This is a genomic window from Balneolales bacterium ANBcel1 (genome assembly GCA_029688905.1).
Taxonomy (GTDB): domain Bacteria; phylum Bacteroidota; class Rhodothermia; order Balneolales; family Natronogracilivirgulaceae; genus SLLW01.
Window position 1 is genome coordinate 151,396 of sequence record JARULB010000008.1, and the last position, 24,471, is coordinate 175,866.

16 protein-coding genes are annotated in these 24,471 nt (G+C 53.3%); 6 read left to right on the forward strand and 10 right to left on the reverse strand.

From position 1 onward, the window contains the following. Positions 1-59 precede the first annotated feature (59 nt). On the forward strand, positions 60-1,412 hold the full coding sequence (gene mgtE / locus QA596_11705; GenBank protein MDG5768128.1) for a magnesium transporter: 1,353 nt from the start codon (positions 60-62) through the stop codon (positions 1,410-1,412). Positions 1,413-1,462: 50 nt separating this feature from the next. On the opposite strand, the gene QA596_11710 is transcribed toward mgtE, so the two are convergent. Further along, complete coding sequence (locus QA596_11710; protein MDG5768129.1) at positions 1,463-4,297, reverse strand: response regulator; 2,835 nt, start codon at positions 4,295-4,297, stop codon at positions 1,463-1,465. Positions 4,298-4,510: 213 nt separating this feature from the next. Here QA596_11710 and QA596_11715 point away from each other — a divergent pair, with 213 nt between their 5' ends. Then, complete coding sequence (locus QA596_11715) at positions 4,511-7,042, forward strand: PP2C family protein-serine/threonine phosphatase (protein MDG5768130.1); 2,532 nt, start codon at positions 4,511-4,513, stop codon at positions 7,040-7,042. 126 nt (positions 7,043-7,168) lie between these two features. On the opposite strand, the gene QA596_11720 is transcribed toward QA596_11715, so the two are convergent. Beyond that, positions 7,169-7,669, reverse strand: coding sequence for a fasciclin domain-containing protein (locus QA596_11720; protein MDG5768131.1), 501 nt, complete (start codon positions 7,667-7,669; stop codon positions 7,169-7,171). A gap of 329 nt (positions 7,670-7,998) precedes the next feature. Between QA596_11720 and QA596_11725 the strand changes: the two genes are divergently transcribed. Then, a complete protein-coding gene (locus QA596_11725) occupies positions 7,999-9,003 on the forward strand; it encodes an isocitrate/isopropylmalate family dehydrogenase (GenBank protein MDG5768132.1) in 1,005 nt (334 codons plus the stop codon). Between the two features lie 179 nt (positions 9,004-9,182). Here QA596_11725 and QA596_11730 read toward each other — a convergent pair whose 3' ends face one another. Together QA596_11730 and QA596_11735 are read right to left on the reverse strand one after the other, a co-directional pair. Further along, the gene (locus QA596_11730; protein ID MDG5768133.1) at positions 9,183-9,668 is read right to left on the reverse strand and encodes a metallophosphoesterase; all 486 of its coding nucleotides are present in this window, start codon (positions 9,666-9,668) and stop codon (positions 9,183-9,185) included. Between the two features lie 54 nt (positions 9,669-9,722). After that, complete coding sequence (locus QA596_11735; GenBank protein MDG5768134.1) at positions 9,723-10,652, reverse strand: 2-dehydropantoate 2-reductase; 930 nt, start codon at positions 10,650-10,652, stop codon at positions 9,723-9,725. Between the two features lie 171 nt (positions 10,653-10,823). Between QA596_11735 and QA596_11740 the strand changes: the two genes are divergently transcribed. Both QA596_11740 and QA596_11745 read left to right on the forward strand, forming a co-directional pair. Next, positions 10,824-11,561: a DUF4412 domain-containing protein gene (locus QA596_11740; GenBank protein ID MDG5768135.1), complete on the forward strand. Its 738-nt coding sequence runs from the start codon at positions 10,824-10,826 to the stop codon at positions 11,559-11,561. Positions 11,562-11,630: 69 nt separating this feature from the next. Next, positions 11,631-12,470, forward strand: a complete 840-nt coding sequence (locus tag QA596_11745; protein MDG5768136.1) for a hypothetical protein — start codon at positions 11,631-11,633, stop codon at positions 12,468-12,470. A 123-nt stretch (positions 12,471-12,593) separates the two neighbouring features. On the opposite strand, the gene QA596_11750 is transcribed toward QA596_11745, so the two are convergent. The 5 genes from QA596_11750 to QA596_11770 form a co-directional block, all read right to left on the reverse strand. Further along, complete coding sequence (locus QA596_11750; GenBank protein ID MDG5768137.1) at positions 12,594-13,193, reverse strand: DUF3347 domain-containing protein; 600 nt, start codon at positions 13,191-13,193, stop codon at positions 12,594-12,596. A gap of 201 nt (positions 13,194-13,394) precedes the next feature. Then, on the reverse strand, positions 13,395-15,581 hold the full coding sequence (locus QA596_11755) for a copper-translocating P-type ATPase (protein MDG5768138.1): 2,187 nt from the start codon (positions 15,579-15,581) through the stop codon (positions 13,395-13,397). 198 nt (positions 15,582-15,779) lie between these two features. Next, positions 15,780-17,618, reverse strand: a complete 1,839-nt coding sequence (locus tag QA596_11760) for an efflux RND transporter periplasmic adaptor subunit (protein ID MDG5768139.1) — start codon at positions 17,616-17,618, stop codon at positions 15,780-15,782. A gap of 47 nt (positions 17,619-17,665) precedes the next feature. Further along, positions 17,666-18,964, reverse strand: a complete 1,299-nt coding sequence (locus QA596_11765; protein ID MDG5768140.1) for a TolC family protein — start codon at positions 18,962-18,964, stop codon at positions 17,666-17,668. 185 nt (positions 18,965-19,149) lie between these two features. Continuing rightward, positions 19,150-22,917 carry an efflux RND transporter permease subunit gene (locus tag QA596_11770; GenBank protein MDG5768141.1) on the reverse strand — a complete coding sequence of 1,256 codons (3,768 nt, stop codon included), beginning with the start codon at positions 22,915-22,917 and terminating at the stop codon, positions 19,150-19,152. Positions 22,918-23,614: 697 nt separating this feature from the next. Here QA596_11770 and QA596_11775 point away from each other — a divergent pair. Beyond that, positions 23,615-23,872, forward strand: coding sequence for a hypothetical protein (locus QA596_11775; GenBank protein ID MDG5768142.1), 258 nt, complete (start codon positions 23,615-23,617; stop codon positions 23,870-23,872). A gap of 79 nt (positions 23,873-23,951) precedes the next feature. Here the strand turns inward: QA596_11775 and QA596_11780 are convergent, their stop codons facing one another. After that, the gene (locus tag QA596_11780; GenBank protein MDG5768143.1) at positions 23,952-24,167 is read right to left on the reverse strand and encodes a heavy metal-associated domain-containing protein; all 216 of its coding nucleotides are present in this window, start codon (positions 24,165-24,167) and stop codon (positions 23,952-23,954) included. Between the last annotated feature and the right edge of the window lie 304 nt (positions 24,168-24,471).

Genomic DNA, 24,471 nt, shown 5'->3' on the forward strand with positions numbered 1-24,471 from the left:
CGTGATTTTGCCGCTGCCAGGGGGCCCCGGCTTCCGAACCCTAACATTGAGAAACTCCCATGATCAACAAAGAGCTCATCAAACCGGAAATCTCAGAGTTAATAATGAAGCAGAAGTGGTCCGAACTCAGGGAATCGGTTGAAGATTGGCCTGCAGCCGAAATTGCAGATTTGTTGCTCAGCCTCGACAAGTCTGACCGGGTAGTTTTCTTTCGGATTCTCCCCAGGGAGTTGAGTGCCGATACATTTGCCCACTTTGAACCGGAGCAGCAGAGTGCCCTGTTGCTGGAAATGACCGACGAAGAGACCCGGCAACTGCTTTCCAACCTGGCTCCGGATGACAGGACGGCGCTGCTGGACGAACTGCCTGGGCAGGCGACACAACAATTGCTGAATCTTCTCAGTCCCCAGGACCTCAAGGAGGCGCGCTACTTGCTGGGATACCCTGAAGAGAGTGCCGGAAGGCTGATGACCCCGGACTATCTGGCGGTCAGGCCTCACTGGACGATTGGGCAGGCGCTTGACCACATCCGGAAGATGGGCCGGCAAAGTGAGACCATCAACGTCATCTATGTAACCGACCCTGCCTGGAAACTGCTGGATGCGCTGGAGCTCCAGCTTTTTATCCTGTCTGACCCCGAAAAAAAGGTCGAAGATATCATGGACGACACTTTTGTCTCGGTTTCGGCATTTGCAGACCGCGAAGAGGCGGTTCAAATGGTCCAGAAATACGACAAAACGGTTCTGCCCGTGCTCGACTCGGACGGTATTCTGCTTGGAATCGTAACCATTGACGACCTTATCGATGTCGCGGAAGAAGAGGCTACGGAAGACTTTCACAAGGGGGCTGCTGTTGCACCGTTGCGTACAAGCTACCGCGAAGCCACCATTTTCTCCCTGTTCAGCAAGAGGATTTCCTGGCTGGTTATCCTTGTCTTTGTGAACCTGGTTTCCTCGGGTGTGATTGAAGCTTTTGAAGAGGTGCTTGCTTCTGCCCTGGCCCTGGCTTTTTTCATCCCGCTGCTCATTGACAGTGGCGGAAATGCGGGGGCGCAGTCCGCTACCCTGATGGTGCGGGCGATCGCGATCGGCGATATTCAACTGCGCGAGTGGCTGCGAACCGTCGGCAAGGAGGTGCTTGTTGGAATCACGCTTGGCCTGGCCATGGGTCTGGCGAGCTGGGCTCTGGGTATTTATCGCGGCGGAGCCGAAATCGGCCTGGTCGTAGGACTTTCCATGGTGCTTATTGTCCTGGTAGCCAATATTATCGGAACAATCCTCCCATTCTTGCTTACCCGCTTCAACATCGACCCCGCTGTTGCAAGCAGCCCGCTGATCACCACCATTGTGGATGCTGCCGGACTGCTTATCTATTTCAGCATAGCCAGTGTCGTGCTGGGTGTCACTATGTAGATCCCGCAAATTTTCAGCAGCTTTTCAGCTGACACAGAGATTCCGGACGGTCAGATGTGCTTTTGCACCACTTTCAGCAGCTCCAGCTTTTTGAACGGCTTGGCCAGATATTCTGTAAACCCTTGTTTCAGATAATACTCGGCATCGCCGCCAAGCGCATGCGCCGTTAATGCCACCACGGGGATATCCGCCCAGTGGGGGTTGGCCCGGATAGCTTTGAGGGTAGCCACGCCATCCATACCGGCACCCAGGCTGATATCCAGAATAATCAGATGGAAGTGGTTGGAGCTCATCACTTCCAGTGCCTTTTCCCCGGACTCCACCGTTTTGACCTGGTACTCCTTTCCCAGATAGAATTTGACGATAACCGAGCTGTCGAAATCATCTTCAACCACCAGAACCTGAGGCTTGTCGGATGGTTCTCGCAGTCGGTCGACGGCCTCGCTCGCAGGAGTCGACGGAGCATACTGGACATCCTCCTTTAGTGGCAGCTGGACGGTAAAGATGGATCCTTCGCCCTTTTTGCTGTTGGCCATAATTACCCCGCCCATAATTTCGACCAGCCTCCTTGTGATGGTCAGGCCCAGGCCGCTTCCCTCAAATTTGCGGGAAAGACCGGTACTCTCCTGTTGAAACTCATCAAAAACACGTGGCAGAAATTCCTGGGAGATGCCAATCCCCGTGTCCTGCACATCGATCTGAACCCACTTCTGATTCCGTTTCTTGAACTGCGAGACCTGGACGGATATTTCTCCCTCATCCGTGTACTTGAAGGCATTCGAAAACAGGTTGTACATTACCCGGCTGAACAGCTGCCGATCAATCTCAATATAGAGTTCATCGAAATCTGACCGAAATTCAAAGTCCAGCCCCTTCTGACGGGCGAAACGATTATGCGCCTCCATGGCCCGCCTGACTTCATCTATGATATTGACCTCCTCAAGCTGAATATCCAGTTTTTCGGATTCCAGTTTGGCCAGATCCAGGATCGACTCAATCGTCTCCAGCAATCGACGCCCGCTCGTATGAATCCTTGTAGCCATTTCCCGTGCATCCCCTGCGGGAAGGTCCGATTCAAGGATACTGGCAAAACCCAGCACTCCGGTGAGCGGTGTCCGCATTTCATGACTCATATTGGCCAGCATGGCTGTTTTCACGCGATTCATCTCCTCGGCGGCGTCCCTTGCCCGAATCAGTTCCGACTCCACGCGCTTGCGATCCGTAACATCCCTGGAATTGACTACAATGCCGTGAATTGCCGGATTCTCAACCAGGTTGCTTCCCATGGATTCCAGAAAAATCCAGTGCCCTTTTTTGTGTCGGAAGCGAGATTCAACCACCAGATCGTCGGATGGATTCTTCAGCAGCTTGTTGAAAACTCCCAGCAGATGAGCCTTGTCCTCCTCATGAACGAAGTCAAAAACATCTTTCCCCAGCAGTTCGCCGGGCTCATATCCCATGATTTTTTGAACCGAAGGGCTCAGAAAAACAAAACGTCTGTTCTCATCCAGTACCGTTGTGATATCGGAACTGCGCTGAATCAGAGTCCGGAACCGGCTTTCACTGTCACGCAGTTTTTCTTCGGCCCGAACACGAACCATATTCGAAGTAATAAACTCCGACATCATTTCCAGCATGCTTGTCTCGGGCTCACTGATCCGGTATTGCCCGGCAATCCAGTCAACGCCGATAAATCCGTAGCATCTGGTTTCTTCTGACCGGAACGGTATAACTGCAAGCGACTTGACACCCTGACGCTTGAAATATCCCTTCTCCGGTTGTGCCGCTTCCGGCATTTTCCCGACGTCACCGAAAAAAAGTATCTTGCCGTCATAAAGACCCTGATGCCACCAGCTTCCGAAGGTATTTGATGCGGCATTTAGCGGTGGAAACACCTCCTTCGAATCGCTTCTGACCCACTCAATCGTATCCAGTTGACTCTGCTTGAGTGACTTGCCTGGAGAGTACAGGCCGATATACGCCCTATCGGCATTCAATGCTCTTGCCAAAATCCCAAGGATGGAGATAAAATCCGGCAGCTCATCGCGGATTAGCAGTGACCGGATTTCATTACCGGCCTTTTCAAGACGATCCCGCAACCTGGCGGCCCCCTCTTCCCGATGCTGTCGCGTCTTGTCCTGAAGTACTAAAACAACACCTGCCGGCTCCCGATTTTCATCCGCTATCGGCGAAAACGACCCGCTAACAGGAATCATTTCCCCTTTAATATTTTTCACGTATACCTCATCCGGTAAAAACCTCCGTGACCCGGAATGTGAAATCTCCTGAACCGAAAGTTGCAGTTCATCCAGCTCCCGGCCCTGGAAAAATGAACAGAGTGATTCAATATTCCTGCCATTCAGCCCACCTTCCGGCACACCGAACAGGGAGGCGGCCATGGGATTGGCATAGGTAACCATCAAGTCGGAGTCGGTCGTAACCACTGCTTCACCAATACTTTGAAGAGTCGCAGAAAGAATGTTTTTGGCTCGAACCGTCTCCCGTTCATTTTTATGCTTGAACAGAGCTACCTCGATACTGCTATACAGTTCCTGTATTTCAAATGGCTTGGTAATATACCCGTAGGGTCTGCTCTCTTTGGCCTCATCGCACGTTTTTTTGTCAATGGGCACAGAAATGTAAATAACAGGAATATCCTGCCGGACCTGGATTTCCCGGACCACTTCAATACCCCCGCGTTCACTTCCCAGATGCAGGTTAATCAAAATGAGGCCCGGTTCCTGCTCCCTGGCGATTGAGACAGCTTGTTCAAAATCTGCTGTCGGTCCCAAAACCTCGTATCCCTTTTCTGCCAATCCACGGCAAATTTTTTGAGCATCCTCCTCAACCTGCTCAACGACAAGAATTTTTTCTCGATCCAGCATCTATTCTGATTATCATTCCAAAGCAATAAAACGGCAACTCGGCACGGTCACCAGGTCAATATACGCTCATTTCACCAAGATCAACAAACCGGTGGTGAAACAAGATAATCCAATGCATCGTAACGTATTCTGCGATCAATCCCCGGGGAATGCCGCTTCCACCTTATACCGTATTTATCTATTTTTAGCAACCGGAAACCTAACACCATACCATTGATACCTGTTGTACGAAATTACGAGTGGCTGTACCCCGCCGGTTTGATCGGAATGGTTCTGTTTCTGTTCCTGATGCCCCAAACCCACCCCCCGTCTTTTCTGTCCCGACTGTCAGACACAGAAGAGGTAAAGGAAACATCCCGGCTGTTTCTGGAACATTCCGGCTATCAATTGGAGAACCTGGAGTCTTTTGCCACTTTCCAGTCCAATAACGAACTCATTCGAAAACAGATTGCACATTTCGGCAAAAACCGCTTCAACGATTTCATCAAAAATGGTTTTCTGAGATTTATCCCCAGTTATTATTGGCAGGTGGTATGGATCAAAACCGATGACACGGACAGGCCGGATGAGCTGAGCATCTCCTCCTCCAACTACAAACAACCCGTCGGCATCGTCTATTTCAAAACCCGACACAGTACGGACGGTGCGCTATTGGAATTTGAGATAGCCGATGCGCTTGCCCTGGAAGCGAAAACAGCCTCAATCCCGGAAACAAAGCCATCGGTTGGCGACGTCTTTACAACCGGCGAACAACTCAGTGAAACAAAATCCCATGCCATCCTACGAACATCTGTAAAACACTCCGTTTGGGACAATCATGCCATGCGAATGGACTCGGTCTTCCTTTCCGAGATCTTCAACAGTCAAACCACAACCGTCCGTTTGCGGCCGGAAGCCGATATCTTCGGCCATCGCACACAAGTTGACCTGGCGCTGTCAGAAGAGGGCCGCCTGCTCGGAATGAATCAGTACACCACAATCCCGGAAAGCGAAAAACCGGAGTCGGGCGAAGCACTGTCGGTATCCAGGATTATTGTCTATGTTTTCGGTGTGTTCCTGCTCATCAGCCTCTTTTTCCGTCGTCTGTTTCAGCGTCTGATCGATCTGAGATCATCCACCATTTATGGGGTGACCGCTTTTGGTATCAGTCTGCTTTTCATCGCCCATACCCTGTTTCAGGTCAGTGCCTTCGAACAGATCGATATCCAGATTCTTCAAGTTATAATGATGGCTACGATTTCTATTCTGCTGGCCGGTATTGCCGGTATTCTGGTCTTCGTACTTTCGGCGCTGGGTGAATCGCTCACCAGGGAGATCTGGCCGGAAAAGCTCAGTACGCTAACCATGTTGAGGCTGGGCTACTTTCGTGAAAAAAATGTCGGGCGATCCATAGTTACGGGTGTTCTGGCCTCCATGATGTACCTGGGCATTGTCTCTGTTTGCTATTACCTGTTCGACAGCAGCTACTTCAACCCTCTGGGCGACCAGTTTTTCTACTCAGAAACCTACTTGATCTCCTACTGGCAGGTATTAGTGGTCGGCATGTTCTGGATGTTTCTGATATCGGCCGGACTCTATTCCAACCTGATTTCCTGGACAGCTATCATAAAAGATCACCAACTACTGCTTTTGCTGGTCGGTGGAATCCTCTTTTCTCTGATCTCCTCCCTCCATATCGAATCTGCCAACCAGCTGAGTATCTTCTTATTTGGCTTTTTCCCGGGGCTTGCCGTTACCCGGGTATTCCTGAAACATGACCTGCTGACCCTTTTTGTATCCATCTTTTTCTTTGTAACGGTCTGGATTACAGCCGAAGGCTGGCTGGTCTCCGGCTCGCCCGATGGTCCACTGAGTTTGTCCGTGTTCCTGCTTATGGGGCTGACCGGAATCACAGGCCTGTATATTGTTTTCTATGGAAACGATCAGGAGCACATTCCGGAACTCACCCCCCGGTATATCAGTGAAATCGCCCGGGAACAACGGGTTCAGCGGGAACTTGAAATTGCCCATCATGTCCATCAATCCTTTCTGCCTGTGAACCTCCCCAGACTGGATGGCTTTGAAATCGCAGCCAACTGCCATGCGGCGTTCGATGTCGGGGGGGATTATTATGATGTGATTCCGCTTGATGATCACCGGACGGCCTTCGTCATCGGGGATGTAAGCGGCAAGGGTATTCAGGCAGCCTTTTACATGACCATGGTGAAGGGCATCTTCCACAGCCTGGTGAAAGAAATGCCGCAGCCGAAGCCACTGCTCACACGCCTTAACCAACTATTCTATGCCAACGCAAGGCGCGGAAGCTTTATCTCGGTCTGTTATGGTCTGATCGATAACCGGTCCGGAAAAGTGACCTATGCGAGGGCCGGCCATAACCCTGCCATTCTGGTGAATGCCGAAAACGGCAAGGCCTCCATACTTCGTTCGGACGGACTGGCCATCGGCCTGACGGACACCCCGAAGTTCAAGGATATGCTCACCGAAATGGAATTGACCCTTGACCCCGGCGACACCCTGATTTTCTACACGGACGGTTTCCCCGAAGCAACCAGCCCGGGAGGAGAAATGTTTGGTGAAGACCGGCTGATTACCGAGATCGAAAATGCCGGTCAGATTGCACCAGATTCGCTGATAGAAACGCTGAACCACTCCATCACCAGATTCACTGCCGGCACGGCTGTTGGCGACGACATGACCGTAGTGGTGGTCCAGCGTACAAAAAAGGAGCCCGCTATTTCGAAATAACGCCGGATGCCGGTCGGGTCTGTACCCGGTCAGTGATTTCAGTAATCAAACGACAAACCGCTGCCGCCGAACGCGGCAGACGATCATCCGATCTGGCGGAAATGGCTGTCTTGCCGGTATCAGATATCAGGGGAGAATCACCGCGTCTGTTGCGTGAACCACTCCGTTGGTGGCGATGATATCAGCCGCGACCATCATCACCCCTCCAACCGAAATGCCCTGCTCTCCATGTACTACCTCGTACTCGGCACCCTGCACGGATGTGAGCTCGTCAAGTCCGGCCAAATCACCGGCCTGAACAGCTCCGGGGAAAATATGGGCACGAATAAGTTCCCGCATTTTGTCCACGTCTCCGACAAGCTCCTCCATCACTTCCGATGGGACTTCCTGAAACGCCTGGTTGGTAGGCGCCAGAACTGTGTAGGACTCATCGCCTTCCAGCTTTTCAACCAACCCGGTATCCTCCAGGAGGGTGTGAAAATACTGAATTTGTCCGAACTGGCCAATCGACTCGACAATATTTTCGCCCGTCTCCATCTGTGCGCGTGCCTGTGTCCCAATTCCTGAAACAAGTACCACCGATACGCCGATTATCATCAGATTTCTGAATGCTGTTATACGAGTCATAATATACTCCCACAATTTTGATGATATATTGTTTGTGCTCTTACCTATTACAACAAGCTCCGACAGTGAGCGTTCCGGGCTCGGCCGTGCCTGTCCGGTGAGTCACTTCACTGACATGGTTAGCCGGGCGGCGACTTTAAAAAGCCTTGGGCCAGCGTTGCCCCACCTCAGCCGGCATCAAAAACCCACTCAGATAGAGGTCAGTGTTCATGGGTAGGCCTTGCCCGCCCACCGTTGCCGTTGCCGTTGCCGTGAACAAATATTCGTAAAAACCTGTTACCTTTCATGTAATTCGTTTGAAACCAACCTTTTCACTTCATCCCCCACATATGCACAATATTGTACTTATAGAAGGAGACGGTATCGGCCCGGAGATTTCGCGGTCGGTCTTGCGTATTTTTGAAGCCGCCGGTATTACCAATATCAACTGGATTCCCGCCAGTGCGGGGATGAAAGCGTTCGAAGAAGAGGGAAATCCCCTGCCTGACGAAACGGTTGACCTGATCGACAAGCACAAAGTGGCACTGAAAGGCCCACTTACCACCCCGGTGGGGAGCGGGTTCCGATCGGTCAATGTCGCGCTGCGTCAGAAATTTGATCTCTACAGCAATATCCGTCCGGCAAAAACACTGCCGGGGGTACCTACCCGTTTCGGGAATGTCGACCTGGTCACATTTCGGGAAAACACCCAGGGGATGTATTCCGGAATCGAGAGATATGTGGGAGACAGTGTGGATCATGCCGAATCGGTGGCGGTCGTCACACGTTCCGCCAGTGAGCGGATCATCCGGGCCGCATTTGACTACGCCGTAAAGCATGAGCGCACACGTGTCGCGCTGATCCACAAGGCCAACATCATGAAATACACCAGCGGGCTGTTTCTGAAAGTGGGTCAGGAGATATCAAAAGAATACCCGGACATCGTATTCAACGATATGATCGTGGACAACACCGCCATGCAGATGGTGCTGAGGCCCGAAATTTTTGATGTGATTGTCACTACGAATCTGTTCGGGGATATTTTGTCGGATCTGGCATCCGGACTGGTTGGCGGACTCGGTGTCACCGGATCGGCGAACATGGGCGACAAACATGCCATTTTCGAGGCTGTGCATGGATCCGCACCGGACATTGCGGGACAGGGTAAGGCCAACCCCACAGCTCTGCTGCTCTCGGCGCTCATGCTGTTGGAGCACATCGGTGAGTTTGACGGCGCTGAAAAAATACGCCGGGCCCTCTTTAAGGCACTACCCGACCCAAATGTCGTTACCGGTGACCTTGGAGGCAAAGGCAATACCAAAGTGTTCACCGAAGCGGTGATCTCATTTTTATAGCGCATTAACCGGCTGCCACCTGAAACACCTCCTCTCGCCCGGCTATCCGAGATGCTATTAGAACAGCGGGCAACATCCTGCAGCGGCTAACTCCCTGGCCAAACACTGCGGGCTCGGGTGCCGACCATGGCGCGACTTGCCGGCACAAAGAAGGATCCGAAGCACGATCACTTCGGAGATTACAGCGTCAGTATTTCCGCTTCGCGGGATATCGTATTGAAAAGGGCGACCGTGGCAACTGCCTCGAAGCCATGTGCGGAGCCCGGATTCAGCAGCCGTGTTTCGCCCACCATTTCGTCGACCACCTGGTGTGTATGGCCGCTCACAACCAGATCATACGAACCGCATCGGGTCAGGGCTGCGGTTATCGCCGGCTGGGTCCCGTGATAAAGTGCGATACGGCAACCGTCAATTTCCGTCTCGAAGAACTCATTGTGCAACCGGATGTTGTTCTCCCGGAACTTGCCGATCAGCCGGTAGTGGTCTCCGTCATTATTACCCAAAACGGCATCCATCTCATATCCCTTGAAGAGCGGGACTGTAAACGGGCTGCAGAAATCACCGGCATGCAGGATTCTTCCCGCTTCCCGGTTGCGGAACAGCGAAACCGCCCTGGTAATATTCTTCACATGGTCATGGGTGTCGGAAATAATGCCAAGTATCATAAGGGTCCTCATTTTCTTAAGTGCATACTGCAGTACTTCAACAACAGAGCCGGTTCAGCCGCGGGTTCCCGTGGATTCCGGCAGCATTCTGTACAGTGCCAGCAGCGTCCGGTTTGCCGGAACCGGCAGCTTGAAGGCATCCGCCTTTCTGACCAGATAACCGCAAAAAGCTTCATATTCCAGCGGCTTTCCGCGCTGACGATCCTGGAAGGTAGAGGTCCGGAACGCTCCCAGTTCCTCGGCCCCGTCAATAATTTCGGAGCCATCTTCGTCGGTCACCGTCACCCCGGAAGCTCCGGCCACCGCCTGCATTTCGTAAAACAGTTTCCAGGTGGTCGCGTAGGCGTGCTCGTCCATGAAGACCCGATCGATGGTGACGTTGGCAAGGCCGGTGAGCATGTTGAAAATCCCGTTCCAGATAAACTTGAGCCAGGCCTGTTTGCGGATATCTTTGGACACTTCACAGGAGATGCCGGCATGCTCAAAATTTTTCTGAAGCTGCAGCACACGATTTGAGGATGCTCCGTTCTCCTCACCGAAGCAGACATGGGACAGTCCACGGTAATCAATAACCCCTGGTTCTGTTACTTCCACACCGATTCTGCAGAATCCGCGGATGACCCTGTCACGGCCGAACACATCCACCAAAAGTTCAAAGTTTTCCAGACCGTTTTGAAGCGTTAGTACCTGTGTGTGACGACCAATGACCGGACGCAGCTGCTCAATAGCCTCACGGGTATCAAACGTTTTAACACATATAACTACCAGATCCGGTGGGGCTCCGGCATCCGAGGGATCCCTGACGGCCGCGATTCCATCCACCCGAAACGCTGTAAGCCCGGTAATTTCGATCCCATTCTGCTGCAGTGCATGCAGATGGTCCCCACGCGCGACAAACGTTACCTCGTGCTTCTCCATCCGTGCCAGGTGCGCGCCGTAAAAACCGCCGACAGCACCGCTGCCCATGATCAAAATATGCTTCATATGTCGTTTGTTTTTCTCGCTTATGTGTCTTTATTTATAGTGATTTCCATAAATGTATCCCGGACGCATCAGGCTGGCCGGAAGAAAGACAAGCCGCCCGTTTTTTGCCGGTTTCCGGAACCCGGCCGGATACGAACTCGCATGCAGGAGTCATAATAACCATCCATACCCATGCCGGACAAGCGGTTTTTCATCGCATTCGCCACCCTCTTGCTCACAGCCGCATTCAGTATCGGTTTTGCGGCCGGGCCGAAAGGAGCGTCCTCCGGCAAACATGGCACATCCCCCCCTTTCCTGACCCTGCCCGCGGCACAACCGGATACCCTTTTTGAGGGAACACTCCATTATTCGCTGTATATCAACGACATGCAGCAAAACTTCACCTACCAGATCAGAAATGGCCTGGTACGGATTGAAATAGAGGACCGGCAGTGGGGCGGGACCCTGAAGCTTTTGATTTCTCCGGAAGAGAAACGGGTAATCGTTCTGATTGATGAAATCCAGGCCTATTCCGAGCTCGAGTTTGCCACCGTCGCGGAGCACGGAGAACCATTTGTAGAGAACCTGGTGCAGTTTGTTCCGACACAGAACCGGCAGGAGATAGCAGGCGTTGAAAACACCGAGTACTATCTTGTAACTGAAGACGGTGGTGAGATCCGTTTCTGGTCACCGGCCGATTCCAGGCGCTACGGCCACTTCCGGTTTCCCGATTTCGGAAAATACATCCCCGCCCGATTGCTGGATCAGGATCTTTCTGAGGGGCTTTTCCCATTTGCCATTTACTACAAGGATGAAAGCAACACCGTTGAAATCGTTTTGCAGCATATTGAAGAGAACAGGCTGGATCCGGGACTTTTTTCTGTTCCTGCCACCTATCGGAACATCAACGTGGCCATGCCTGATTACTGAAATCCCGGGGTTCAATTTGCCTGAACCGTTATTGAAACCCGGGTCCCCGACACCTTAATCCATCCAACCATGTCCAACAACGAATCCTCCCACTTTACCTGCAGCGGATTCTCTTCGGCACCGTTTCTGTCAGCTTGCCTTCTTATTATTTTCTGCCTCGGCGGGATGTCCACTCCGGCAGTTGCCGCAGCCCCGAGCGCCGCTTCCAAGCTGTTGCAAGTCGATGATAAACTGGAACACGCATTCGAGCTGAAGGATGCATTCCGCGATGAGGAAGCGCTGGAGGCTTTTGTCTTGGTGCTGGAAGAGGACGAGACCCATTTTGAAGCCCTCTGGAATGTGGTGATGCTTCACACATCGATCGGATACCGGCAAAGCCGGAGCAGAGACATGGAGGCGCATTACGAAAGTGCGTTTGAGTATGCCAGGCGCCTGATTGATGCCCATCCCGACCGGGCAGGCGCTCATTTCGCGTACGCTGCGGCGGTTGGCCGAAAGGCACAGAGTGTCGGAGCCCGAGAGCGCCTCCGCCTCTCCACGGAAATCCGCGAACATGCGGAGAAGGCGGTGGAGCTGGATCCCGAGTATTCACGGGCCTGGAATGTGCTTGGCAACTGGCATCACCGTGCCGCCAACCTGTCGCGCCTGGAACGTCTTGCCGCAAACGCCCTGTTTGGCGGCGCTCCCGAAGGGGCCAGTAACGACACCGCACGGGAAGCCTTCCGGAAAGCACTGGAAATTGATTCCCACTTTATCCTCTATTATCACGATAAAGCGGAGTTTCTGCTGACCATCGGCGAAGAAGCCGAAGCAGAGCGGGTGCTCCGACAAGGTCTGGAGCAGGAGATTGTTACCAGCGATGATGAGCTCTGGAAAGAAAACATGCGGGAATTACTGGCGGATTTGTAGTACCGGTTGCGGCCTCCAATGGCAGTTCCAGGGGCGAACGGCTCTCTGGCGGCTGTACACCAGGAACCGCAATCAAATCATAACGGCCAGCAAACGGAAATTCTCCGACCGGCTGATCCCTGCCTACAAACTGCGGATGGTTGATCCGCAGTGCATCATGCGGTCTCCGTGGTAGGGATTCCAAATCCGCTCCTCGGTACTCAGCCAGTCGCCGTTTCCACCGTTGACCATCGGACACCGCTGATGGTAAAGGGCGTTTCGGCTGTGCCCGATTGCATCCACCATGGCAATCATCGTATCGGACAGATCCAGAAACGCCTTCCGCTGCTCTTCAACATCCGACCCTGAACCAATGTGATCGCTTGCTTCCAGCAGATCAACACCCCATAACCCCAGTTCGGCACGTATGGCGGGCTCGAACTCCTGCTGCATGAAATTGCGGACATGACCATTCATCTGTTCCGAGTGTTCTGCTGCCGTCTCCGGATCCGATGCTGTCAGTGCCTCCGAAACACGCAAATAGGACTCCAGCACTTCATCAAATACGGCCATGGCTTCGGGGGAAACAACCGTTTCCGAATCGCCGATATTTGCAGCTCCATTTCCCGGCTGCTGGTTTTGCATTTCGGACGGGGCTTCGGCGTCATGTGCATGGTGATGCTCTTCGTTGCCGCAGGCGAAAACCAGCAGTGTGATTCCCGCTAACATGGATACTTTATACATTGACTTGCCTTCTGGTTTATCTGGTTTATGGTGATCGCTTTCCATGTGAGAACGAAAATATGGAAAATAGATTTTTTTCATGTTGTTGAAAAAATTGTTTTTCTCGTGCGTGGTTTGGGCGGCCAGGGTCCGTTTAGCTTCATATATTTCAAGATAATTTTACCGGTATTATCTGATTGTTTGAAGCCGGCCTCTGCCGGTTTACGAATCCAGCTTTATAAATCGCGCGTTGATCGCGACTATGACGGTACTGAGAGACATCAGTACAGCTCCTACTGCCGGACTCAATACAACACCCCAGGCAAACAATACACCAGCCGCGAGCGGTATCGCTACCACGTTGTATCCGGTCGCCCAGAACAGGTTCTGCACCATCTTGCCGTAGGTCGCCTTCGAAAGCTGTATCACATGAGCGACATCTTCCGGATTGTTGCGCACCAAAACGATATCGCCGGTCTCTACGGCGACATCAGACCCGGCTCCGATCGCAATACCCACATCCGCACTGGCCAGAGCCGGCGCGTCATTTACACCATCACCGGTCATTGCCACCGTTTTTCCCTGGCTTTGGACCTCTTTTACCTTGTCCGCTTTTTCATCCGGGAGCACCTCGGCAAACACCTGATCGATGCCCAGCTCCTTCGCCACATATTCCGCAGTCTGACGGTTGTCCCCGGTGAGCATCACACATTGAATTCCCATGTCGTGCAGCCGGCTGACGGCCTGACGGGACTCGGATCGAATCTCATCTCCCAGCGCCACGGCACCTTCCAGTTTTGCGTCGAGAATCACAAAAACAACCGTCTTGCCTTGCGACGAAATCTCCTCGACCTGATCTTGCGGATAGTCCATCTTTTCATCGCGAACATACCCCGGGCTGACTACCTTCACCGACCGGCCGTTCACATCTCCTTCCACCCCTTTTCCGGTGATGGAATTGAAATTCTCCACCTTCCACTGATCACCCGCTTTCTGGACAATTCCCCGCGCTATCGGATGCTCCGAGTGGGCCTCTACCGCGGCGGCATAATTCAGAAGCTCATCGTCACTAACCTGATCATTGAAATTCAGGATATCGGTGACGGTGAAGGTGCCTTCGGTCAATGTCCCGGTTTTATCGAAAATTACGGCATCCAGGTTGCGGGCAAGTTCGAACGCGGTACGGTTCCGGATCAGAAATCCGTTGGTCGCAGCCAGTGATGTGGAGACGGAGACCACCAGTGGAATCGCCAGTCCCAATGCATGTGGACAGGCGATGACCATGACCGTTACGGTTCGGTTGATCGCGAAATTAAGCTCCTGGCCGGTGAAGAGTGTCCAGGCGAAGAACGTCAGTACCCCCCCGAAAATCGCAACCAGAGTAAGCCAAAAAGCCGCCCGGTTTGCCAGATCCTGTGTTTTCGATTTGCTTTCCTGTGCCTGGCGCACCAGGCCGATAACCTGCGAAAGGAATGATTCATCGCCGGTTTTGTGGATTTTCACGGTAATGGACCCTTCCTCATTCACCGCACCGCCAATCACCTCGTCATCTTTTTTCTTTTCAACCGGGAGGGATTCGCCGGTCAGCATCGCTTCGTTGACATTGGTACTGCCCTCGATCACGATGCCGTCGGCCGGAATTTTTTCTCCGGGTTTGATGAGGATATGATCTCCGGTTTTCAGATCTTCCACGGGCACGTCTTCGGTCGATCCGTCCTCATTGACCCGGTGTGCCTTGCCCGGCAGAAGCTCAGCCAGTTTCTCCAGTGCGGCCGATGCGCTCATCACCGAACGCATTTCGATCCAGTGGCCCAGCAGCATAATCGCAACCAGGGTGGAAAGCTCCCAGAAAAGCAGGTGCCCTTCCAGGCCGAACACCACAAAAATGCTATAGAAGAAGGCGACAGAGATGGCGAGTCCGATCAATGTCATCATCCCCGGCAGTTTTTGACGCAGCTCACTCACCAGGCCGGACAGAAACGGCCATCCGCCGAAGAAGTAAACGACAGACGATAATGCCGCCAGCAGCCAGGTATCTCCGGAAAAACGCCAGTCCACACCGAGAAACTCCTGGATCATGGGTGACAGGCCGAGAATCGGGATGGTCAATGCCAGCACCCACCAAAAACGGAATTTGAAATCTTCGACCATGGCGGCGTGATGCGCGTGGTGATCGTGCCCATGGTCGTGGCTGTGGTGTTCATGTCCGTGGTCGTGGTGGTCGTGCTCTTTGTGGCCACTGTGATCATGTTGGCCATGATCGTGATGTTCGTGGTTACTGTGACCGCTGTGTTCTCCATGACTCTTCTGATCGTGTCCATGTCCACCATGACTTCGGTGCTGAGCGTGGCGTTTGTGGTCTCCGTGATCCTTCTTATGATCTTCGTGATTCTGATGTTTTGTACCCATAGATAACTCCGCTTTGGATTTATTTACGATCAATCCGGCGTTTTGCCGAGCTTCAAACATGCATCATTTGGTACTTTCATTTATATAACACTTCGATAATGTTAGGGTTCTCTCCATCGCAATCACCTTTTATATTGGAGGGTTTTGGCAGAAGCACCCGTTCCATTTCAACAGCGCTTCTGCCACATTACCCAATCATTAATGCTCGATTCGCTCGACCACCTCGCCGCAGCGCAGCATGTTCGGGTCATAGGGATTCGCGATTTCCTCTTCGCTACTCAGCCAGGACTCGTCCACCATCGGACAGTATTGATGATAGAGCAATCCGGGGATTTCATAATTATGAACGGCCTCGATGAGTATGTGCGAAAGCATGGCAAATCCCTCTCGCTGCCCTTCGATGTCATCGGCCCCCAAAATGTGCTCCAGGTGTCCTTCTATTGCTTCATGCTGATCCATCCAGCGCATGTGTGCATCACCTTGCATCCGGTGCAGGCCGACGGACTCCAATGCATCGGCCGTGCGCTGAAAAGCCTCACGGGCACCTTCGAAATCGGATGCGACAAACGCTTCCTTTCCTTCCAGGTAATGATCCAGCAGCGTCAGAAAATCATCCCGGAAATCATCGGTGGCACCGTCAACCGCATCTCCGTGCTCATGCAGGTCGTGGTCGTCTTGCTCCGTATCGGCCGGATCGGCGTGGCCATTATGATTCGTCGCCGGATCGTCACGACTCTCCATCGTCCCGTGATTGTGCACCGGCACGGCACCGGTTCCCGGCTCACGGTTCATCATACTGAACCGGTCGGCCAGCTGGAATTCGCTGTCAATACGAAACGCACCGTGAAAGACAACATCCTCACCTTCACCGACACCATCCTCAATCACAAAATAATCACCTGCACGCGGACCCAGTTCAACTTCCCGGACTTCAAACCGGGGCACATCGGCGCTGTGATCACGAATGTAGACAAGGGATCGCGGACCGGTCCAGAGTACCGAGGAGGCCGGCACCATCAACTTCTGCTCAGCCAGCTCTGCCCGGACCTTTCCCGACACCAGCATATCCGGCTTAAGGCGACCATCGGCATTTTCGATATCTGCCCGGATTCCGACCGTACGGCTGGATGGGTTGACTACCGGATCGATGTAACTGACGGTCGCGGTTCGCGTATCTCCGGGATTTGCCCGGCTTGTAAATGAAACCTCATCTCCGATAGAAATCCACCCGAGATCCTCTTCGTATGCTTCAAGCACAACCCAGAGTGACTCCAGGTTGGCCACTTCGTAGATGATCGTTCCTTCCGCGATATACTGCTCATCGGCCACATTGCGCCTGAGTACAATCCCGTCAACCGGCGACAGAATTTCCATTTCCCGCTGCACTCCGCCGTGCTCAATGATCGCGTCTATCTGTTCGCTGCTGAACTCCCACAGGCGAAATTTCTGCCGGGCCGCTTCATAGAGCCGGGGGTTGCGGTCACGCTGCCGTGCCGCTTCCAACAGCTCCCGCTGTGCGGTCACAAGCTCCGGTGAATAGACCGTAGCCATGGGTTCTCCTTTTCGGATAACCGCCCCTGTGAAATTTATTTTGGCTTCAATAATCCGGCCGGGAAAGTGGGTGGTTATGTTGGTGATGCGGCGTTCGTCGACCTTCACACGGCCCGGCAAGGTTACTTCCTTGACCGGCGTATCATACCGGACGGGCACGGTTTGGATATTTGCCAGCTGAATGGCCGATTCGGTCATCACCATGGAATAGTCATCTTCCCGTTCTTCAGAAGAGGCCGGAATGAGATCCATACCGCAAATCGGGCACTGACCCGGACCATCTTCCCGAACGGACGGGTGCATGGAGCAGGTCCACACTTCCTCACCGTTTTGCGCCGATCCCGCCATCTCATGGTCGTGCGTGTGTACATGGCCATCCTGATCATGATCGTGATCTGCCGTGCCCGAGAACAGGATCCAGCCGAGCAGCAATCCCGCCAGGACCAGCCCCACTCCGATAAGTATCTGATTTCTTGTAAGTGTCATTTTGCTATGATTATGTATTGAAAAAAATGTATCGACAGGTTGTGTACCTATTGGGATGTTGTGTTGAAACTGGTGATTCTTTCATTTTCCGTGATGCTTTCAATCCGGATGACCGCCTTGTTCTGCCGAACCAGCGCTTCTATGCGCTGCAGTTCCAGGTCCAGCAGCTCGCGTTGCATTTGAAGCACTTCATCAAATCGTGCATTACCGGCGGCATATTCATCGCCCAGAATCGCATATGCCTGTTCCGCCCTGGGAATCAGCTCATCCGTAAGCAACCGAATGGATCGCCCCGATTCCCGGTAGCGCTCGAGCGATTCTTCCAGCTCGGTAAGCAGTGTGTTTTTTGTGTGGATGCGTTCATAGTCCAGGCCCTGCAACTGCTCGGTGGCCTGGCGGTTCTGCGCGCTGTAGCGTGACCGATAGAGCGGTACCCGAATGGTCGCCATCCCGACAAAACCCTCTTTCATGTCGGGATCCATGGACATCGGTCCGAAATCTCTGCCCATCACCTCCAATCCAAGCCCAAAACTTGGACGACCGTCAAGTCGGGCCTGATTTTGCTGTTCGCGAAGCATGCGCTCCCGTGCATCAAGTTGGTCAAACCGGGGATTCTGCTCCAGCAGCCTTGCTTTTAATGCTTCTTCCGTATAGGGAAGCGGCCGTGATCCGATCTCCGATGCCGTCCGTACTACCGCATCGGAATCCCGGTTTAGCAGGGAATTGAAGCGCGCTCTTAACGGGTTCTTCCGGTCCGTCAGGTTCGCGATCATGGTTTGCAGCCGCTGCTCTTCCATCTGGATGCGAAGCAAATCAGCCTGACCGGTACGTGCGGTCTCATAGCGAACTTCCACGAGGGTCTCCAGATCACGAACCAGACCAATCGTCTCTTCGGCGATTTCAATCTGTCGCTGCAGCTCTGAAAGCTCAAACCATACCGTCCGGATATCGCGATACAGCTCCAGTTGCCGGCTGTTCAACTGCTGCAGGTCCGCCTCCGATGACGCCCGCTGCATCTCACGCCGTGACTCCAGGGTTCCGAACCAGGGGAACATCTGCATGGCGGAGATCGAAAAACGGCCGAGAACCGTTTCCGACATCATCGGATTAAAATCGTACCCGATGCTCACTTCGGGATCGGGCAATGCTCCTACCTGAAAAACTTTTTCCTGTTCCGAACGGTAGCGGTGCCAAAGTGCGCGCAGTTCCGGATTCTCTTCTGCGGCAATACGGAGGTATTCCTCAAGTTGCGGATGAGGCGACGGACCGATTTGCTGTTCCGGGTGATCCTGTGCCCGGGCCGATGATCCGGCCAAAGCCACCATCGCAATTATCATAACGGTCATACCGAATTTCCCGAAAAATCCGGACGCACCGACCGATATCGAGCTGGTCCGCACGATCCGCATACATCCGGCTGGACCGCTCTTCCGAAAACCGGCCGGCCGGGTTTGCAACAAGCCTGTAAGACCGGCCATCCACCCGGCTGCCCGTATCACCCTTGTTTGTTCTTGAGTGTTATTGATTTCAATCATGAGCTTTTATGACTTTCGGGGTTAAAATTCAGGCTTTTTTCTTTCCACAAGGCGTACAGCAGCGGTACCAGCAGCAGACTCAGCACCTGGATCAGCATGCCGCCAAAAATGGGGATCGCCATCGGGATCATGATTTCCGATCCTTTTCCGGGGGAAGTGAGGATCGGCATCAGGGCAAGCAGTGTCGTACCGGTGGTCATCAGACAGGGCCGCACCCTGCGCATGCCGGCTTCGATCGCCGTTGCATACACCGTTTCCCTGTCATGCGGCCTTTTCCGCTCAAACAGCTGCTCCAGATAGGTGGCCATGACCACGCCGTTATCCACGGCGATACCGAACAAGGCCAGGAATCCGACCCAGACCGCCACACTCATATTGATCGCTCCCATCTGAAAAAATTCGCGGAGTTCCACCCCCATGACGGAGAAATTAAAAAACCAGTTTTCTCCGTAGAGCCAGAGCAGAATGAATCCTCCCGCCCAGACCAGGACAATCCCGGAAAACACAATGATGGTGACCGGCGAGGAGCGGAACTGGAAGTAGATAATCAGGAAGATGATCAATAGTGTGATCGGCAGAACCACCGACAGCCGTTCGGCCGCCCGCTGCTGATTGCGGAACTCACCTTCGAACACATAACTGATGCCGTCGGGAACATTGAGACTGCCCTCGCTGATCTGCTGATCAAAATGATCTCTCACCCGGTTGACCACATCCACCGGCGCTTCGCCCGGCTGACTGTCGAATGTGACGTAGGCGTTTAGGAAGGTGTTCTCGCTTCGAATGTTCATCGGTCCGGTCTCGAAACGGATCTCAGCCAGCTGTCCCAGCGGTATCTGGGAACCGTCCGGGGCCGGAACCAGAATCCGTTTCATTTCGTCCGGATTGTTCCGGTATTCCCTGGCATAGCGGACCCGGAGGGGATACCGTTCACGGCCTTCCACCGTCATTCCCAGCATCTGGCCGCCAATCGCGGTGCTGATGACTTCCTGCACACTACGGATGGTCAGTCCGTGCCGTGCAATTTCCCGGCGGTCAATGTCAATTTCGATGTACGGTTTTCCAACGACACGATCGGCAAAAACCGAAGCGGGACGCACTCCGTCCACCTCCCGAATTACCGGTTCAAGGCTGGTCGCAAACTCGTCGATGGTCTCCAGGTCGGGCCCGCTGATCCGCACACCCATATTAGCACGCATACCCGTCTGCAGCATAATCAGCCTGGTTTCAATCGGCTGAAGTTTCGGGGCGGATGTGACCCCCGGAAGATCACCCGCGTGCAGGATCTCGGTCCAGATATCGTCCTGATCCTGGATATGATCGCGCCATTGCCGGTAATAGCGGCCACGGCGGTCCGGAATCAGGTTTCCGTCATCATCGCGGACAAACTCACCGTTTTCCACTTTGAATCGTATCCGGCGCCCGCGTTCGTCCGATTTGTATTCGCTTTTATATATGATCACATTTTCGAACATGGAGATCGGAGCCGGATCCAGGGCCGATTCCACCCGTCCTATCTTGCCGACCACGGTCTCCACTTCGGGAATGGAGGCGATCCGCATGTCCATCTCGCGCATCATCTGCAGGGTCTCTTCTATGCCGGCGTGCGGCATGGTCGTCGGCATCAACAGAAATGAGCCTTCGTCAAGAGTCGGCATAAACTCCTGTCCCAGTCCCGGAAAACGTTCGTCGGCGGCCGACCAGAGACGGGTTTCCTGGATTTCCACACCAATCGCATTCCACCCTTTTGCCGCAAACCGGAACGTGGAGTCAAACCCTTGCCAACTCATCGCTCCAAAGATCAGGATCAGCAGGGGGATGGACAGAAAGGCGGTTTTGTGTCTCAGTGACCAGTCCAGAATACGCTCGTAGTACCTCATGAAAAGCCAGAACAGGCCGGAAATGACTCCCACCATAAGCAGTATGAAGAGCAGGCTGACCGACACCGGATTTTCGGGTCCGAGCGGCAGCCAGGTTCCGGCCAGCAGCCAGGCAACGGCCAGAAATATGATCCCGTTGTTGACCCAGGGTGACCACGGCCGGTACTCCTCCCGCCATATTCCCGTCAGGTTATTGGCGCCAAGGGCGATCAGGGCCAATCCCGCCCAGGCCAGATAAGCAAAGGCGATGACCACACCGCCGGCAATCAGTATTCCATTCCAGATTATCCGCCACCGTTGACTGTCAATCCGCCGGGAGAACAGCCAGTGGGAGAATGCGGGAATCAGGGTGATGACGATCACCAGGGCCGCGATCAGGATGAAGGTTTTGGTGAAGGCCAGCGGCCCGAACAGACGTCCTTCCTGGGCTTCCAGCATAAAGACCGGGAGGAAGCTGACGATCGTGGTCATCAGAGCGGTAATCACAGCCGGACTCACCTCGGCGGTAGCCCGGTAAATGGTTTCCAGAAGGTTTTCCTCCGGATCTTTCTCATCGATATGCTTGAGCATGTTTTCGGTGAGGATGATCCCCATATCGACCACCGTCCCGATGGAGATCGCGATCCCGGCCAATGCCACCACATTGGCATCCACCCCGACATATTTCATCATGATGAAACTCATGAGTACCGCAAGGGGCAACAGCGCCGAAATAATCAGCGAGGTGCGCAAATGCATCACCATAATAATGATCACAATGATGGTAATCAGAATCTGCAGTGAGAGCGCCTCCTCCAGCGTGCCGAGCGTTTCATAAATGAGGCCGGTCCGGTCATAAAACGGCACAATCTCCACCTGTGACACGGTGCCGTCAGCCAGTTCTTTCGACGGAAGGCCGGGGGCGATGGTCTCGATCTGCTCCTTCACATTCTGGATCACCTCCAGCGGATTTTCGCCGTAGCGGGCCACAACTACGCCGCCGACCGCTTCCGCCCCGGCTTTGTCGAGGGCGCCACGCCGCTGGGCCGGACCCATTCCCACATGGGCCACATCCCTTATGCGGATGGGCGTGTTATCCCTCACTGCCACGACACTCTCTTCCAGATCTTCCAGCGACTGGATATAGCCGAGTCCGCGCACCACATACTCGGCGCGGTTCATTTCGATCGTTCTTGCCCCGACATCCAGGTTGCTGCTGCGCACGGCATCTGCGATATCGGTAACGGTGACACCGGCCTCACGCATGGCGACCGGATCGATATCGACCTGATATTCTTTTACAAAACCGCCGATACTGGCCACTTCGGCGACGCCCTCCACCCCGGAAAGCGCATAACGCACCTGGAAATCCTGAATGGAGCGGAGTTCCTGGGGATCCCATCCGCCGGTCGGGTTGCCGTCGGCATCATATCCCTCCAGCGTATACCAGAAAATCTGTCCGAGTGCCGTTGCATCGGGACCGAGGCCAGGCTGCACGCCATCCGGCAGCAGGTCGGCGGGAAGAGCATTCAGTTTTTCGAGGATTCGGGCACGACTCCAGTAGAATTCGATATGGTCTTCAAAGATGATATTAATCGATGAGAAACCGAACATCGAGTTGCTGCGGATAGTCCGTACACCCGGAATGCCCAGAAGTTGTGTGGTTAGCGGATAGGTGATCTGATCCTCGATATCCTGCGGCGACCGGCCGGGCCACTCGGTGAAGATGATCTGCTGGTTGTCACCGATATCGGGGATGGCATCCACCGGGACCGGATCGCGGGGCAGGAAATCGATATCCCAGTCGAACGGGGCGGTTGCGATGCCCCACCCGGCCAGGCCGAGAAACAGCAACAGGGCGATCAGTTTGTTTTCGAGAAAAAAGCGAAGAATTCGGGATGTCATAAATTCCGGTAAATTGGCTGGAGCACTTTTATTTAATTAGGCTACTGTCGGGTTACTACAATTCCAACACCTGGATCCTACCTATTGATTCTAGTAGAAAAGCGGTGCTCTTATGGCGCTATGATAATTGCTGAGTGTGATATTCATGCTCAATAATGTTCCCCAAAAAAGGAGCACACGCATTTGCTTCATGGTCAACATGCGCGGGCAAGTTTAATCAGCACGGGCAACTCAAAGCAGGTCTGGCAATTCAGATCAGGCCGGGCAGCTCATATTTGTTCGGTCAGCTCAAAACAAAACGAGCGACAAAACCAGTCCGATCAACCAAGGGCAGTTCGAACTGTTTAAAAACCGTGTGGAAAGGGCCGCCTGATGCGACAATATCCTGACAGCCGCAGGAGGATCTGAATGCCTGTAGGCAGATTTCATCAGCAGACAGGGAGGGCTTCTGCTGAGGGTATGGTTTTCAATTCAGGAAAACCTGGTGTTTCAGATACAGAGGGACCGATTCGGGGAGAGGTGACAAAACCGGCTTTCTATGCACTGCCGGATATTTGTTTATGTAAGAAATAAAAGAATCGGTCGTCCGGAGTCCGGATGAGAAATCACTCAGCGTGGTTACTCTATGGTGAATCTGATCACTGCCGGTACCGGGTGTGAAAAAACATCCGCAATCCATGCAGGAAAAGCACTCCGCATGGTCACACGAGGACGGGTCTTTATCGGAAGCCGTATGCGCGGTGTCAGTTCCGCTTTGGTTCTCTCCGGAGATGGGGCAGCAGCCGGAGGTCTCCTCGCGTTCGAGATGCCCATTCATCAACGAACAGTCGGCCGATGCCAGAAAATCCAGGGGGAGGATCATCAAGGCGATTATCAGAAACGCCTGGAAGGTCCACATGCGGTGTACCGATCCGGTACTTCCCAATGGACCGTTATGCCGGGATTCTGGTTCTGACGAAATCCGATATGTGTGCGGATAGCTCACAATTACTGTATGACGTCGAATTTTTGAATATTCAGGAGTGCACCGGGCATCACGGCTCCACTTTCTCAACAACACGATAGCCGGCGCCTGCAACAATTGAGGCGACGTCCTGAGTCGGAAGTGAATGGGTTATTTCAGCAATGCCCCGTTCGTGATCGACCCGGGCATCACTGACACCGTCGGCCTGCATCAAGGCGCTGTGTACCGTTCCGGCACAGCCGCTGCAACTCATTCCTTCCACGCGGAAGATCTCCTTTTTTTCCATATTCGTTCAAATCATGTTCGTCGTTCTTGTCACCCGCCTCATCCGGTCAAAAAGACGATGACGATTGCCATGAAAATCATGACTGCCGCAATGCGATTTTTCCAACGCTTCATTCCCTTTTCCCCGATTCATTCATGATGTTGAAAGTTCGTGGATAAGTAATGAATTCTTTTAACATTTTCAACCTCTCATTTGCAACTGTTACACCGGATATATGAAACTTTCATCAAACAGCGAGCCCTGTCAAAGTTTTTTAAACTTTTTAGAAATCCGTTCAAGGGATATTATTCTTGCAGGCCATTTA

Excerpts from the sequence above, each read along its gene's own strand:
- QA596_11710 (MDG5768129.1), bottom strand. The coding sequence starts at position 4,297 with ATGCTGGATCGAGAAAAAATTCTTGTCGTTGAGCAGGTTGAGGAGGAT.
- QA596_11765 (MDG5768140.1), bottom strand. The coding sequence starts at position 18,964 with ATGACCGTTATGATAATTGCGATGGTGGCTTTGGCCGGATCATCGGCC.
- QA596_11745 (MDG5768136.1), top strand. The coding sequence starts at position 11,631 with ATGTCCAACAACGAATCCTCCCACTTTACCTGCAGCGGATTCTCTTCG.
- QA596_11780 (MDG5768143.1), bottom strand. The coding sequence starts at position 24,167 with ATGGAAAAAAAGGAGATCTTCCGCGTGGAAGGAATGAGTTGCAGCGGC.
- QA596_11725 (MDG5768132.1), top strand. The coding sequence starts at position 7,999 with ATGCACAATATTGTACTTATAGAAGGAGACGGTATCGGCCCGGAGATT.
- QA596_11750 (MDG5768137.1), bottom strand. The coding sequence starts at position 13,193 with ATGTATAAAGTATCCATGTTAGCGGGAATCACACTGCTGGTTTTCGCC.
- QA596_11735 (MDG5768134.1), bottom strand. The coding sequence starts at position 10,652 with ATGAAGCATATTTTGATCATGGGCAGCGGTGCTGTCGGCGGTTTTTAC.
- QA596_11770 (MDG5768141.1), bottom strand. The coding sequence starts at position 22,917 with ATGACATCCCGAATTCTTCGCTTTTTTCTCGAAAACAAACTGATCGCC.
- QA596_11720 (MDG5768131.1), bottom strand. The coding sequence starts at position 7,669 with ATGACTCGTATAACAGCATTCAGAAATCTGATGATAATCGGCGTATCG.
- QA596_11755 (MDG5768138.1), bottom strand. The coding sequence starts at position 15,581 with ATGGGTACAAAACATCAGAATCACGAAGATCATAAGAAGGATCACGGA.
- QA596_11730 (MDG5768133.1), bottom strand. The coding sequence starts at position 9,668 with ATGATACTTGGCATTATTTCCGACACCCATGACCATGTGAAGAATATT.
- QA596_11775 (MDG5768142.1), top strand. The coding sequence starts at position 23,615 with ATGGTCACACGAGGACGGGTCTTTATCGGAAGCCGTATGCGCGGTGTC.
- mgtE (MDG5768128.1), top strand. The coding sequence starts at position 60 with ATGATCAACAAAGAGCTCATCAAACCGGAAATCTCAGAGTTAATAATG.
- QA596_11760 (MDG5768139.1), bottom strand. The coding sequence starts at position 17,618 with ATGACACTTACAAGAAATCAGATACTTATCGGAGTGGGGCTGGTCCTG.
- QA596_11740 (MDG5768135.1), top strand. The coding sequence starts at position 10,824 with ATGCCGGACAAGCGGTTTTTCATCGCATTCGCCACCCTCTTGCTCACA.